This window comes from Ponticaulis profundi (assembly GCF_042659465.1).
GTDB lineage: Bacteria > Pseudomonadota > Alphaproteobacteria > Caulobacterales > Hyphomonadaceae > Ponticaulis > Ponticaulis profundi.
Window position 1 is genome coordinate 377,916 of record NZ_JBHSSW010000066.1, and the last position, 14,687, is coordinate 392,602.

General features: G+C 53.2%; 13 protein-coding genes. 9 read left to right on the forward strand and 4 right to left on the reverse strand.

The features are described 5' to 3' along the window. The 4 genes from lpdA to ACFQDM_RS17765 form a co-directional block, all read right to left on the reverse strand. The gene (gene lpdA, locus ACFQDM_RS17750; RefSeq protein WP_377381566.1) at positions 1–1,428 is read right to left on the reverse strand and encodes a dihydrolipoyl dehydrogenase; all 1,428 of its coding nucleotides are present in this window, start codon (positions 1,426–1,428) and stop codon (positions 1–3) included. After that, positions 1,425–2,735, reverse strand: a complete 1,311-nt coding sequence (locus tag ACFQDM_RS17755; protein WP_377381569.1) for a dihydrolipoamide acetyltransferase family protein — start codon at positions 2,733–2,735, stop codon at positions 1,425–1,427. The genes lpdA and ACFQDM_RS17755 overlap by 4 nt, the downstream gene beginning before the upstream one ends. Beyond that, positions 2,732–3,751: an alpha-ketoacid dehydrogenase subunit beta gene (locus ACFQDM_RS17760; RefSeq protein WP_377381572.1), complete on the reverse strand. Its 1,020-nt coding sequence runs from the start codon at positions 3,749–3,751 to the stop codon at positions 2,732–2,734. The genes ACFQDM_RS17755 and ACFQDM_RS17760 overlap by 4 nt, the downstream gene beginning before the upstream one ends. Before the next feature lie 63 nt (positions 3,752–3,814). Continuing rightward, on the reverse strand, positions 3,815–5,044 hold the full coding sequence (locus ACFQDM_RS17765; RefSeq protein ID WP_377381575.1) for a thiamine pyrophosphate-dependent enzyme: 1,230 nt from the start codon (positions 5,042–5,044) through the stop codon (positions 3,815–3,817). A 355-nt stretch (positions 5,045–5,399) separates the two neighbouring features. On the opposite strand from ACFQDM_RS17765, the gene ACFQDM_RS17770 reads away from it, so the two are divergent. From ACFQDM_RS17770 to nuoH, 9 genes are all read left to right on the forward strand, one after another. Further along, positions 5,400–5,774 (forward strand): NADH-quinone oxidoreductase subunit A, encoded by a 375-nt coding sequence (locus ACFQDM_RS17770; RefSeq protein ID WP_377381578.1) that lies wholly within the window; start codon positions 5,400–5,402, stop codon positions 5,772–5,774. Next, positions 5,744–6,343 (forward strand): NuoB/complex I 20 kDa subunit family protein, encoded by a 600-nt coding sequence (locus ACFQDM_RS17775; RefSeq protein WP_377381580.1) that lies wholly within the window; start codon positions 5,744–5,746, stop codon positions 6,341–6,343. Before ACFQDM_RS17770 ends, ACFQDM_RS17775 begins: the two co-directional genes overlap by 31 nt. A 9-nt stretch (positions 6,344–6,352) precedes the next feature. After that, positions 6,353–6,964, forward strand: coding sequence for an NADH-quinone oxidoreductase subunit C (locus tag ACFQDM_RS17780; protein ID WP_377381583.1), 612 nt, complete (start codon positions 6,353–6,355; stop codon positions 6,962–6,964). Beyond that, positions 6,965–8,158, forward strand: a complete 1,194-nt coding sequence (locus tag ACFQDM_RS17785; RefSeq protein WP_377381586.1) for an NADH-quinone oxidoreductase subunit D — start codon at positions 6,965–6,967, stop codon at positions 8,156–8,158. A 73-nt stretch (positions 8,159–8,231) separates the two neighbouring features. Beyond that, the gene (gene nuoE, locus ACFQDM_RS17790; RefSeq protein WP_377381590.1) at positions 8,232–9,278 is read left to right on the forward strand and encodes an NADH-quinone oxidoreductase subunit NuoE; all 1,047 of its coding nucleotides are present in this window, start codon (positions 8,232–8,234) and stop codon (positions 9,276–9,278) included. Positions 9,279–9,308: 30 nt separating this feature from the next. Next, positions 9,309–10,613, forward strand: a complete 1,305-nt coding sequence (gene nuoF / locus ACFQDM_RS17795) for an NADH-quinone oxidoreductase subunit NuoF (RefSeq protein WP_377381593.1) — start codon at positions 9,309–9,311, stop codon at positions 10,611–10,613. Between the two features lie 7 nt (positions 10,614–10,620). After that, positions 10,621–11,448: a GDSL-type esterase/lipase family protein gene (locus ACFQDM_RS17800; protein ID WP_377381596.1), complete on the forward strand. Its 828-nt coding sequence runs from the start codon at positions 10,621–10,623 to the stop codon at positions 11,446–11,448. Positions 11,449–11,474: 26 nt separating this feature from the next. Next, a complete protein-coding gene (nuoG, locus tag ACFQDM_RS17805) occupies positions 11,475–13,592 on the forward strand; it encodes an NADH-quinone oxidoreductase subunit NuoG (protein ID WP_377381599.1) in 2,118 nt (705 codons plus the stop codon). A 9-nt stretch (positions 13,593–13,601) separates the two neighbouring features. Then, positions 13,602–14,669: an NADH-quinone oxidoreductase subunit NuoH gene (nuoH, locus tag ACFQDM_RS17810; RefSeq protein ID WP_377381601.1), complete on the forward strand. Its 1,068-nt coding sequence runs from the start codon at positions 13,602–13,604 to the stop codon at positions 14,667–14,669. Positions 14,670–14,687: the final 18 nt, after the last annotated feature.

Genomic DNA, 14,687 nt, shown 5'->3' on the forward strand with positions numbered 1-14,687 from the left:
CTATTTCGCTGTGATATGGATAGGATGGCCTAAAGCAGCCATCGCGCTTTCGGCGAACATTTCAGACAAGGTCGGGTGAGCGTGAATAGTCTGAGCAATATCCTCGAGAACGGCCCCCATCTCGAGCGCCAGAACGAATTCGCCGGAGAGATCAGAAACATGTGGCCCAACCGCCTGCACACCTAGGATTACATGATCGTCCTTGCGCGCAACGACCCGCACAAAGCCTCGACTGCCGCCTGCATTCATTGAGAGCGCTCGTCCGGAAGCTGCGAGTGGAAACTTACTTACGACAGTCTCTTCACCATCTGCTTTCGCCTCGTCTGGCGTCTGCCCGACGCTCACAATCTCCGGGTCGGTAAAACAGACTGCAGGAATCGCAACCGGGGCAAACCGACGTTTCGCGCCGGAGATTATTTCAGCAGCACATTCGCCTTGGCTAGTCGCCTTATGGGCGAGCATTGGCTCACCGGTAAGATCGCCAATCGCGTACACACCGCTCATGCTCGTTTGACACTTGTCATTGGTCTGCACGAATGGGCCGTTCATATCTACGCCCATCGTTTCGAGACCCCAGTCTTGCGTTCTGGGTTGGCGCCCGATGGCGACAATGACTTTCTCGACGGAGATCGAGTTCGTCTCACCGGCTTTTGACTCAAAAGACAGCTCAACACCGTCGTCTATCTTCCTGGTCTGCTTGGCCTTGGTGTTCAGCAAGATATCAATGCCAGCCAATTTGGCGGCTTGCGCTACCGGGCGGCTGAGCTCAGCATCATATCCCGGCAGAATACGGTCAGCAGCTTCAATAAAGGTGACATCGGTGCCGAACTTGGACAGCGCCATACCGAGTTCCATACCGATATAACCCGCACCAATAATGGCAACCGATTTTGGTAAGGATTGCAGCTCCAGTACATGTGTTGATGACAGCACGTGAGTCCCGTCAAATGGGATATCAGGCAGCTCTATCTCACTCGACCCGTTCGCGAGAATGACGTGCTGTGGTTTGATGGCAAATTCACCGTCACCACCCTCGACTGTACAGGTCTTGGCATTCGAAAACCGCGCCCATCCTGAAATGACTTTGACACCCGCCGCCTTCAAAAGCTGCGCAACGCCGCCAGTCAGATTCTCGACGACAGAATTTTTCCAGCCTGCAAGCTTTTCGAAATCAAGATCAGGAGCGGATTTGATAGATATGCCGTAAGGATTGTCCTCGGTAGCCGCGCTTGCGACGCTCTGAAACTCAGAAGCCGCGTGAATGAATGCTTTCGATGGAATACAGCCACGGAGCAGGCAAGTCCCGCCGAGGCCTTCTGCGTCCACCAGAATCGTCTTCAGGCCGAGCTGACCGGCGCGAATCGCTGCGGGGTAACCTCCGGGGCCGCCTCCGACGACGAGGACGTCACATTCGAGAGTCTGGTTCATTGCGCATCCTCCTCCATGAATAGTGTTGCAGGAGTTTCCAGATAGGCACGAATTTTCTGAACGAATTGCGCGGCCTCATAACCATCAACAATTCGGTGGTCGAAGCTTGATGAGAGGTTCATGAAGAGGCGCGGCACAACACGGCCACCTCCGTCAAAAACCGGCCGCTCAACGATCTTGTTCACGCCGACAATGCTGGTTTCGGGTGTGTTCAGAATCGGCGTCGTCACCAGACCGCCAATCGCCCCCAGACTGGTAATCGTAATTGTCGAACCAGTAATTTCCTCGCGTCCCGCCTTTCCGTCACGAGCGGCTGCGGAGAGGCGTTTGATTTCGGATGCCATATCCCAGACGGTCATGGCTTCTGAATGTTTCAGGACAGGAACGACAAGACCTTTATCTGTCGCTGTCGCGATTCCGAGGTGAACCGCTTCGAATTCTGTCAGCGAACCTTCATCAGCCCGGTAATGTGCGTTGGTGTGCGGAAAGCTGGAAACGGTTTTAACGATGGCACGTCCAAGAAATGGCAGAAGAGTCAACTTGGCTCGGTCGTCTTGGCGCGACGCGTTCAACGATTTACGAAGTGCTTCGAGTTCCGTTACGTCGATTTCCTCAACGTATGTGATCATCGGAACCGACCAGGCTTTTTCCATGTTCTGCGCAATCTTGCGACGCAAACCAATGACATTTGTCGTGTGTTCACGGGTCCTTTTTTGACGCCCTGTTGGCGCACTGGATCTAGCAATTGCGCGTCCGCCCGCCGATACGAAATCGTCGAGGTCTTCGCGCAAGATCCGCCCCGCTGGGCCGCTGCCAACTACCGAAGAAAGCTCCACATCCAATTCCAGTGCGCGCTGACGAACGGCAGGAGAAGCGAGAACTTTGGTATTGGCTCCATTGGGAACGCTAACGCCGACATGACGCGGTGACGTGCCAGCTTTACTGCTTGCGTCGCCACTCGGACTGACGTCTTGAGCGGAAGGCGACTGAGGTTCAGCTGGTTCTGCCGTTTTCTCAGTCTGGTTATCAGAAACTTCGGCTTCTTCCGGACTGTCACTGACAGCTTCATCGGTTTCGATGACAATGATTGGCGAGCCGACCGATATCATGTCTCCGGGATCGCCGGAGATGCTGACAATTTTTCCCGAAACAGGCGAGGGAATTTCAACGGTCGCCTTGTCGGTCATGACGTCAACAAGGTCCTGATCTTCTTCGACCACGTCGCCTGGAGAAACGTGCCATGCCACGATTTCGGCTTCTGTTACACCTTCTCCGACGTCGGGCATTTTGATGGTATGTTCGCTCATTGCGGCGCCTCCATCAGTGTTTTCATCGCTTTCATAACGCGCGATTTTCCGGGAAAATAACTCCACTCGTGCGCATGCGGGTAGGGCGTATCCCACCCGGTCACCCGAACAATCGGCGCTTCGAGCGAATAAAAACAGTCTTCCTGGATTTGTGAAATGAGTTCGGCGCCGAAGCCGGATGTCCGAGGTGCTTCATGGAGCACCATACAGCGGCCTGTCTTTTGAACAGATGTTGTGACGGCTTCCACATCGTAGGGGATCAATGTCCGAAGATCGAGGATATCTGCGTCGACTCCCAGTTCTTCAGCGGCAGCCAGCGCCACATGCACCATCGTGCCGTAAGCGATGACCGTGAGTTCTTGACCAGCGCGAACTGTTTCCGCTTTCCCGATCGGTACAGAGTACAGGTCTTCCGGTACATCGCCTTTCGCATGAGACGACCAGGACGACGAGGGCTGACCAGGGTCTCCAAAAAAAGGACCATTATACAGCCGCTTCGGTTCAAAGAAGATGACGGGATCATCGCTCTCAATCGCGGATGTCAAAAGCCCTTTGGCATCATACGGGTTCGACGGCATCATAACCACGAGGCCCGGGATATGCGTAAAGAACGCCTCCGGACTCATAGAGTGGGTCTGGCCGCCATAAATACCGCCACCGCACGGCGTACGAATGGTCACAGGAGCTGTGTACTGGTTCGCACTCCTGTAACGTATGCGCGAAAGCTCCGACAAGATCTGGTCAAAACCCGGGAACACATAGTCGGCAAATTGGATTTCCGCCACGGGCCGCATGCCATTCACCGCCATGCCCATGGCCATAGCGACGATTGCGCCCTCGTTGATTGGAGCATCAAAGACGCGTTCCGAACCGTATTTTTCCTGAAGTCCTTTTGTGACGCCGAAAACGCCACCGAAATAGCCCACGTCTTCGCCGAAGGCCGTGACGGTGGGGTCGTCTTTCATTTTCAGATCCATTGCATTGTTCAATGCCTGAATCATCGACATAGAGGGCATGGAAACTCCTCGAACTGTAATAGGAAGAAGTGGACAGGGTAATTATACAGCCTGCTCGGCTGATTAGTGCCCAAGCGCCTGTCGCTGGCGTCGAATATGCCAGGGTTGTTCAGCAAAAACGTCTTCAAACATGGTCTGAACAGGCGCATGTGGACCGTCTTCCAACGTTCCGTAGCTGACGCTTTCCTTCCAGGCTTTCGTCACTTCATTCTTCGAATCGGCCTCGAGATCTGCATGCTCTTCGTCGCTCCACACGCCATCCATAATCAGGTGAGACTTCAGTCTTTCAACCGGATCGCCGAGAGGCCAGGATTTCCACTCGTCTTTTGGACGATATCGAGACGGATCGTCTGACGTAGAGTGCGCCTCACCGCGATAGGTGAACAGCTCAATCAACGTCGCACCATGACCAGCACGCGCACGCTCCGCAGCCCATTTCGTCACGGCATAAACCGCTAGATAGTCATTGCCGTCGACACGGATCCCCGGGATACCGAATCCGATCGCCTTAGAAGCAAAGGTTTCTGCTGCACCACCAGAAATATTCTGGTGCATGGAGATCGCCCATTGGTTGTTCACGACATTCAAAAGGGTCGGTGCTTTGTAAGTCGAGGCGAGTGTGCATGCTGAGTGGAAATCGCCCTCAGCCGTCGAACCTTCACCGATCCAGCTAGAAGCAATGCCGTCCTTGCCTTTCAGGCGATTGGCCATGGACCAGCCGACAGCCTGTGGAAACTGTGTTGCCAGATTGCCGGAGATAGAGAACCAGTTAAGGTCCTTTCGAGCGTAGTGAACTGGAAGCTGACGCCCGAGTAGGTTGTCACGCGAATTAGAGATGCACTGACACATCATATCGACCAGATCGGCGCCGCGATAGATAAGTGCGCCCTGCTGACGATAGGATGGAAACAGCATGTCATCATCCCGTAGAGCGTGCGCGGCTGCGATCGACACAGCCTCTTCACCAAGGCTCTTCATGTAAAACGACAAACGTTTCGTACGCTGCATCTTCAACATGCGCTCGTCGTACGCGCGGGTTAGAACCATTGTTCTCAACCCTTTCAGCAGCTCGTCATGGCTGAGCTCTGGTGCCCAGTCACCAATCGCACAGTGATTGTGATTGAGTACGCGAACCAGACCGAATGCGTGGTCGCGCAAATCTTTGGCATCAGCCGCGACGTCTGGACGCGGCAGACCTCCGGCCTGTGGAATATTGAGGTGCGCAAAATCCGGGCGATCCCCCGGACGATATAGCGGAGCGGGAATTTGAATGCCTGAAACGGAATTCGCCATAATGTTTCTCTCCCGAAAATGTCTTTTATCGATACATACCAAAAGAGACGATATGTTTCAATTAAAACGTTTCATGGGGCACAATTGTTCCCTTCCGCTTCATGTCCGGGAACGATCATGCCCATCCAACACAACATATCGCTATCATATGCGCTCTGGCGCCACTGGGTGGTTCGCTGCTAAACTTTCGGACACAATACCAACGTAGAACGCGTTAAAAGTGTTCCCGACGCTGCCGTTCGCGTAAAACTTCCTTAGGTTTTATGGGTGTTTGAGGCATGAACCTCTTTTCCGAGGTTGAAACAGATGTAAAACCTGAATACTCAGCGTCGTGAAGATTGAAGGCTGAATCGGAATGAATGAAATACAGTCCGTCGTAATCGAGTATCTGCCCGTCGTCCTGTTCCTCGGGTTTGCGCTCATTCTCTGCTTGGTTTTGCTGTTGGCTTCTGCCGTTCTTGCGCCATCCAAGCCTGACCCGGAAAAACTTTCGGCATATGAGTGCGGCTTTGAAGCATTCGATGATGCTCGCCTGAAGTTCGATGTTCGTTTTTACCTCGTCGCGATTCTGTTTATTATTTTCGACCTTGAAGTCGCCTTCCTGTTTCCGTGGGCAGTCTCTCTTGGAGAAATCGGTCTCCTGGGTTTCTGGTCCATGGTAGTCTTTCTGGGCGTCCTGACGGTTGGCTTCGTATACGAATGGCGCTCGGGCGCACTGGAGTGGGAATAGTGACTGACACTCAAAACAAACCTGCACTGTCCGCTGGTCGAGCCGGCGTTGAAGGCGCAGGACCTGTTCGTGGTGACGATCCATTTTTCGCAGGCCTGAGCGATGAGCTGGCCGACAAAGGATTTGTCGTAGCGGCAATGGATGATCTCATCACCTGGGCTCGTACCGGTTCTATGATGTGGATGACCTTCGGTCTGGCCTGCTGTGCTGTTGAAATGATGCACGCAGGGAACCCACGTTACGACCTCGAACGTTTCGGTATGGCGCCGCGTGGTTCACCTCGCCAGTCCGACGTCATGATCGTTGCTGGCACGCTGACCAACAAAATGGCGCCTGCGCTCCGGAAAGTTTACGACCAGATGCCAGAGCCTCGGTACGTGGTTTCTATGGGATCATGCGCGAATGGTGGCGGCTATTATCACTATAGCTATGCTGTCGTACGTGGCTGTGACCGCGTCGTACCAGTCGACATTTACGTCCCAGGATGCCCGCCAACTGCTGAGGCGCTCGTCTACGGCCTTCTTCAGCTACAGAAGAAGATTCGCCGTGAAGGCACGATTGAGCGCTAGGAGATCGCCATGGATGACAATTTGAAAGATCTCGGCGAACATATTTCAGCAGCTGAACCGCATGCGGTTCAGAAATGGGAAATCACCCATGACGAGCTGACGCTCCATGTTGTGCGCGAGCAGATTCCGTCCGTGCTGAAATTCCTGCGCGATGACAGCCAGTGCCGGTTCGAAACACTCGTCGATATCTGCGGCGTTGATTTTCCGTCACGCCGCGAGCGATTTGAAGTGGTTTATCACTTTCTGAGCATGCGCCTGAACCAGCGCATACGCGTCAAAACGACAACGGACGAAGACACGCCCGTGCCGAGCGTCATGGATATTTTTCCAGCAGCTCAATGGTTCGAACGCGAGGCGCTCGACATGTATGGCATTCTGTTTGCCGGAAATGACGACCTCCGCCGCTTGCTGACCGACTATGGCTTTGAAGGCTATCCATTGCGGAAAGACTTCCCGCTGACCGGATATGTTGAGGTTCGTTATGACGAACTCGAAAAACGCGTCGTATACGAGCCAGTGAAACTGGTTCAGGAATATCGAAATTTTGATTTTCTCTCGCCTTGGGAAGGTGCTCAGGCCATCATCCCGGGCGACGAAAAAGCAGAGAATGGAGCAGGGTAAATGGCTGACGGTCAGACACACGATCCCGACGATCGCTCCTTCACATTCAACTTCGGTCCGCAGCACCCGGCAGCACACGGCGTTTTGCGTCTTGTTGTTGAAATGGATGGTGAGATCGTTGAACGCATCGATCCACATATTGGCCTTCTCCATCGTGGCACAGAGAAGCTGATCGAGTACAAGACGTACCTGCAGGCTATGCCATACTTTGATCGTCTCGACTATGTCGCACCGATGAATCAGGAGCATGCGTACTGTCTGGCGATTGAGAAGCTGCTGGGTCTTGAAGTGCCACGTCGCGCCAGTCTCATTCGCGTACTGTACAGCGAACTTGGACGCATCTCGAACCATATCCTGAACATCACGACCCAAGCCATGGATGTTGGCGCCCTGACGCCGATCACCTGGGGCTTTGAAGAACGCGAAAAACTGATGGTGTTTTACGAGCGTGCATGCGGGTCACGTATGCACGCAGCGTATTTCCGTCCTGGCGGTGTCCACCAGGACCTGCCGCCAGAGTTGCTGGATGACATCATGACGTTTTGTGATGAGTTTCCGGCCGCGATGGATGACATCGAAACCCTCCTGACGGACAACCGGATCTTCAAGCAGCGTAACGCTGATATCGGTGTTGTCTCTGTTCAGGATGCATTGGATTGGGGCTTCTCTGGCGTCATGGTTCGCGGTTCAGGCATGGCCTGGGATCTTCGCCGCGCACAGCCTTATGAGTGCTACAACGAACTCGACTTCCAGATTCCAATCGGAAAGAATGGCGACTGTTATGATCGCTACCTCTGCCGCATGGAAGAAATGCGCGAGTCCATCAAGATCATGAAGCAGTGTATTGAGCTGATGGAGCCTGGTCCGGTTCTGGTCGAGGGCACAAAGGTGTCTCCGCCACGTCGCGCTGACATGAAGCGTTCGATGGAAGCTCTGATTCACCACTTCAAGCTCTACACAGAAGGCTTCAAAGTGCCGGAAGGTGAAATCTACGCCGCTGTAGAAGCGCCGAAAGGTGAGTTTGGCGTCTATCTAGTAGCCGACGGCACAAACCGGCCTTATCGCCTCAAGATTCGCGCTCCTGGCTTCCCGCACTTGCAAGCCATGGATTATCTCTGCAAAGGGCACCAGCTCGCAGATGTTTCCGCTATTCTGGGATCGCTTGATATCGTGTTCGGGGAAATTGACCGTTGATCAACTTCCCCACCGCACAACCACTTATGACCGCTTCTTGCAGAAGCCTGGACGTTTCAATGGAGAGCCTTGAATGGGCGTGAGACGCTTTGATCTGGCAGCTGGTGGAGACGTATTTTCGTTCCACGCCAGTACCGAAGAGAAAATCAGCTTCTGGCTTTCCAAATATCCGGAAGAGCGCAAGCGTTCTGCCGTGATTCCGCTTTTGTGGCTGGCGCAGAAAGATAATGCAGGCTGGCTTTCCGAACCTGCGATGCGTGAAGTCGCTGATCGTCTGGAAATGCCGTATATCCGCGTGTATGAGGTCGCGACATTCTACACGATGTTCCGGCTTCAGCCCGTTGGGCAACACCATATCCAGCTCTGCGGCACGACACCGTGCATGCTGCGCGGCGCCAACGACCTCAAAGAGGTTTGCGAGAAAGTCATCGGGAGCAAGGGCCAGGTGAACGAAACAGGTCGCCTTTCCTGGGAAGAAGTCGAATGCCTGGGGGCGTGCGTGAATGCACCGGTCGTGCAGATCAATGACTATTATTATGAAGATCTGACGTCAGAGACACTCGAAGAAGTGCTTCGTAAGCTCGACAGCGGCGTCGATGTTGCTCCAGGGACTTTTGTGAAACGTCACAAGTCAGCACCCGAAGGTGATGCTGTGACTCTGGTTGATGCTGCCTTGTATAATGGAAGTGCCGCAGCAAGTGCGTCTCTTCCTAATCTTCCGGAAGAGTTGCCTGAAACAACGCTGAAACCACGTGACGGCAAGATGCCAAAATCCGTGAAGAAGGCGAAGTCTGTAAAAGCCGAAGCGGAAGCCGCTGAAAAAGCAGTAGAAAAAACGGATACAGGTTCGGCCGCCGAAAATAACGCTCCGGAAGGTCAAAAACCAGAAGGCCTCGAAGCCCCAAAAGGCGAACCAGACGACCTGAAAAAGATCAGCGGAATCGGACCTAAGATCGAAGGCATCCTCAATGAGCTCGGTATTTTCCACTTCTCGCAGATTGCGGCTTGGGGAGAAGCGGAAGTCGCCTGGATCGATGACTATTTGAAGTTCAAAGGCCGCGTGGCGCGCGAAAACTGGATCGCTCAGGCAACAACATTTGCAGATGAGGCGACGTCGTGACCGGTACATATGTATTGAAGGAGTGTGATCATGCTTGAAGATAAAGATCGCATTTTTACGAATCTCTATGGTCGCGAAGACTGGTCTCTAGAGGCCGCGAAAAAACGTGGCGCGTGGCATCTCACTCGCGAAATGCTGGAGTGCGGGCAGGACTGGATTTGTGATCAGATCAAAGCGAGCGGCCTGCGCGGTCGCGGTGGCGCCGGCTTCCCAACGGGCCTCAAATGGACATTCATGCCGAAGCAGGAAGGTCCACGCCCTCACTATCTAGTCGTAAACGCTGACGAATCCGAACCTGGCACCTGTAAGGACCGTGACATCATGCGTCACGATCCGCACCTGCTGATCGAAGGTTGCCTGGTCGCCTCTTATGCGATGCGCGCACACAAATGCTACATCTACCTTCGCGGCGAGTACATTTACGAGCGCGAGCGTATGGAAGCAGCCGTTAAGGAAGCTTATGAAGCGCGCCTCATTGGTGAGAACAACATTCATGGCTGGGACTTCGACGTCTATATCCACCATGGTGCAGGCGCGTACATCTGCGGCGAAGAAACAGCGCTTCTGGAAAGCCTTGAAGGCAAAAAGGGTCAGCCACGACTGAAACCACCATTCCCTGCGAATGCCGGTCTCTATGGCTGTCCAACGACCGTAAATAACGTCGAATCCATTGCTGTCGCTCCGACCATTCTTCGTCGTGGCGCCGAATGGTTCGCTTCAATCGGACGCGAAAACAACAAAGGCACCAAGGTGTTCTGCATTTCAGGGCATGTGAACAAGCCTTGCAATGTCGAAGAAGCGATGTCGATTCCAATGCGTCAGCTGATCGAAGAACACTGTGGCGGCGTCCGTGGCGGTTGGGAAAACCTGAAAGCCGTTATTCCTGGCGGTTCTTCCGTTCCTCTGATCCCGCGTGAAATTTGTGATGATGTCCTGATGGACTTTGATGCCCTACGGGAAGTCAAATCCGGTCTCGGCACAGCCGCTATGATTGTCATGGACCAGTCTACGGATGTGGTTAAGGCGATTGCCCGGATCAGCTATTTTTATCGTCACGAGAGCTGTGGTCAGTGCACACCGTGTCGCGAGGGCACAGGCTGGATGTGGCGCGTGCTTGAGCGCATGGCGCGAGGCGAAGCCGAGCATCACGAGATCGACATGCTGCTCGACGTTTCGACACAGGTCGAAGGTCACACGATTTGCGCACTTGGCGACGCAGCTGCGTGGCCTGTACAGGGTCTGATCCGACACTTCCGTCATGAGATTGAAGAGCGGATTTCGACCTATCGCATCGGTAAGCCCCTCGTTCAGGGCGCAACGGTTGCTGCGGAGTAGAAAGCGAATGTCGTCTCGCAATGCATCATTCACGGTAATTACGAGCTGCTTGGCGTTGAGCCTTGTTTCATCTTGTGGCGACGACCGTAGTCAGAGCATCGCGCAGAACGATTCTCCCACGACCGTGATTTCAGAGGCCACAACTACAGCAGTTCTCAACTGCTATGACGAAATTCCAACAGTTTATAACGATCCTCGAGAAGAATATTACCGATCGAAAATCGATGAGTTTAATAAAAGTCCTGTCCGCCGGGGTTCTGTGATTCTCTTAGGCGACAGCTTACTAGCCAGGCTGCCGGCTGAATTCTTTAATGAGCAACAAAACGTTGTGAATTTCGGAATTGAGGGGGACGAAACCAGTGGCGTTCTCAATCGATTCGATCAGGTTATTGCGATGGCGCCGTCACAAGTGTTCATCCTGATAGGTACAAACGATATCGCTCGGAACCGAGATGTCGCAGCAATCAAGAACAACATCGATTTAATATTAGAGCGTGCTAATTCACTCGATTCTTCGGAATTCTATTTTGTCAGCATTCTTCCGAGGGGGGCGGAATTGGATCCGATGGTTGATGAACTTAATGAGTATATTTCTATCAAAACAGCACAATCATCGGTGAACTTCATAGATAGTTACGATGATTTCACGATAGACGGCATGCAAATCAACGCTGAACTCACAAGCGATGGCGTTCATTTGAATTTGGCGGGCAGTCGCGAACTGAGCAACGACATCAAATCTAACTTTAGACTCGCTAACAATGAGCGGAATTACGCGGACGATCGAACAATGTCTGTAAAAGAACGAATTTCGCGGATGTGCGCGGGTGTATAGGTCACTAGAAATGCTGGATATTTCATATGTCTGAGACATTCAAACTCAATATCGATGGCAAGGAAGTGGAAGTTCCGCGCCATTACACGCTTCTTCAGGCTTGTGAGGAAGCAGGGGCGGAAATCCCGCGTTTCTGTTTTCATGAACGTCTGTCGGTTGCAGGCAATTGCCGCATGTGTCTCGTTCAATGGGTAGGCGCTCCGAAGCCAATCGCATCCTGCGCACAAACAGTGGGTGATATGCGCATGAACCCGGATGGTTCAGCGCCAAATATCAACACCAAGGGTGACTATGTAGAGAAGGCGCGCAACGGCGTGATGGAATTCCTTCTCATCAACCACCCGCTAGATTGCCCGATCTGTGACCAAGGCGGCGAGTGTGATCTGCAGGATCAGGCCATGGCTTATGGCCGGGCTGGTTCGCGCTATGATCTCAACAAGCGTGCTGTTGAAGACAAAAATATGGGCCCGCTCGTTAAAACGATCATGACCCGCTGCATCCAGTGCACACGTTGCGTACGCTTTGCGGCGGAAGTGGCTGGTGTTGAAGAGATTGGCATGATCAGCCGCGGTGAAGACGCAGAAATCACGACATATCTTGAAAAGTCTCTTACTTCAGAACTGTCCGGGAACGTAATCGATCTCTGCCCAGTCGGTGCTCTGACATCTAAACCTTACGCTTTCAACGCGCGGCCATGGGAATTGCGAAAAACGGAAAGCATCGATGTGATGGATGCGATTGGCAGCTCAATCCGCATCGACGCCAAAGGCACAACCGTTATGCGGATCATGCCGCGCCTCAATGAAGAGGTGAATGAGGAGTGGATTTCAGATAAATCGCGCTTTGTGTGGGATGGCCTGTCGCGCCAGCGACTGGACAAGCCCTACATTCGTGAGAACGGAAAACTTCGTGCGGCACATTGGAACGAAGCTCTGGAATTGGCCGCATCAAAACTCTCTGCGGATCCGGAAAAGATTGCCATGTTCGCAGGCGAGCTGTCCGCTGTTGAGGATCTCAAAGCAGCGAAAGATCTCGCTGATGCCGCTGGCATCAAGCACACGGACTGCCGCCTCAAAGGCGAAGCCATGGGCGTCGCGCCTGACGGTTCAGCGCTTCCGCGTGAGAGCTATATTCTGAATCCGACGCTTATGGGCGTAGAAGAATGTGACGCACTGCTTCTGATTGGCGCCAACCCACGTGTAGAAGGGGCTGTCTGGAATGCGCGCATCCGCAAAGCCTGGCTCTGGAATGAACTGAAAATCGGCGTCGTGGGTGAGGCCGTTGATCTTACATATGACTATGAACACCTTGGTTCGTCCGCATCCGATCTGACGGATCTCGGCGCATTCAAAGACGTACTGAAAAATGCGAAGAAGCCAATGGTTGTTGTTGGCGAGGCAGCGCTGACGGGCGAGGGCGGATATGCGGCTCTGAAAGCTGCACACGATCTCGCTCTTGAGGTCGGAGCCATCGAAGCCGGCGATAGTTCTTGGGCAGGATTTGGCGTCTTGCATACAGCTGCATCCAAAGTTGGTGCTCTGGACATCGGCTTCCGTCCTGGAGACGGCGGCAAATCAGCTGCTGAATTGATGTCAGACAATTGCTCCGCCATTGAGACATTGGTGTTGCTCGGCGCCGATGAGCTGCCGACATCTAATCTCGGCGACAGCTTCGTTATTTATGTCGGTAGTCATGGCGATGCCGGTGCAGCCCGTGCGGATCTCATACTGCCATCGCTCGCGTACACGGAGCAGACTGCGACGTACGTGAATACTGAAGGCCGCGTACAAATGACGACCGCGGCTACAGCACCAAAAGGTGAAGCAAAAGACGTTTGGGCGATTTTCCGAGCGATCTCAGATCGTATGGGTAAATCACTGCCATACAAATCAGCTGAAGAAGTCCGAGCAGCTATGCGTGAAACCAATCCGGTTTTCGCTGGCCTCAACTTCGCACCGGGATCAACTGGCGCAGAAGCACTTTCAACAGCTCTTCCAAGTTCCACCGACTCACTGAATTCAGACCCAATGTTTGGTTCTATTTCGGACTTTTACCTCACGAACCCGATTGCGCGCGCTTCTAAGACGATGGCGGAGTGCTCTTTGCAAAAACAAACGCTGGATATGCCAGCCGCAGCGGAGTAGGGAAGCGACATGCAACAGTTTCTTGCCTGGACGAATGACAATGCGCTTCTCGCGGTGCTGCTGTCTTTTGGCCAAATCATTCTGATTTCAGTCGTTCTGCTTTTGGCGATCGCGTACCTGCTTTACTTTGACCGTAAGGTTCTTGCGGGCACCATGCTCCGCAAAGGTCCAAACGTTGTTGGCCCTTGGGGGCTTCTTCAATCGTTTGCCGACTTCGGTAAATTCCTGATAAAGGAAACCGTTATTCCAGCAGGCGCTAACAAAGCCGTCTTCCTTATCGCTCCGATTCTTTCCACGGTTCTGCCACTCATCTGTTGGGCTGTCGTGCCGATCGCGCCTGGTTGGGTCGTATCGGACCTGAATGTTGGTATCCTCTATATCCTCGCCATGTCTTCTCTTGGTGTATATGGCGTCATCATGGCTGGCTGGGCATCCAACTCTAAATACCCGTTTTTGGGCGGCCTTCGCTCAGCCGCGCAAATGGTCTCCTATGAAGTTTCTATTGGCTTCGTCCTAGTTACGGTGATCCTGCTGTCAGGGTCCATGAACCTTGCGACCATCGTTGAATCGCAGAATGGCGGCTTCTGGAACTGGTATGCATTCAAGCTGCCCACGATTATTGTCATGTTTCCTATGATGATCATCTTTTTCATCTCGGCGCTCGCAGAAACCAACCGTCCACCATTTGACCTTCCTGAAGCGGAATCAGAACTTGTTGCCGGTTATCAGGTCGAGTATTCCGGCACGCCGTTTCTTCTGATCTATCTCGGCGAGCAGGTTGCCATTACCCTAATGTGCGCAATGACGAGCATTCTCTTCCTCGGTGGATGGAATTCTCCGATCGGTGATCTTGGCATATTTGAGCCAGGTACGATTGAGAGCCTGATTGGCGCATTCTGGTTCGCTCTGAAGACACTGTTCGTGTTCTTCATGTTCGCATTCGTTCGCGCGCTTGTTCCACGTTACCGCTATGACCAGCTCATGCGTCTTGGCTGGAAGATCTTCCTGCCAACGTCTCTTGTCGCTGTTCTACTTATCGGCGGTTTCGTCGCTTACTCTAACGCGTTATCAGCCTAGGAATTGGAGACAGATTAC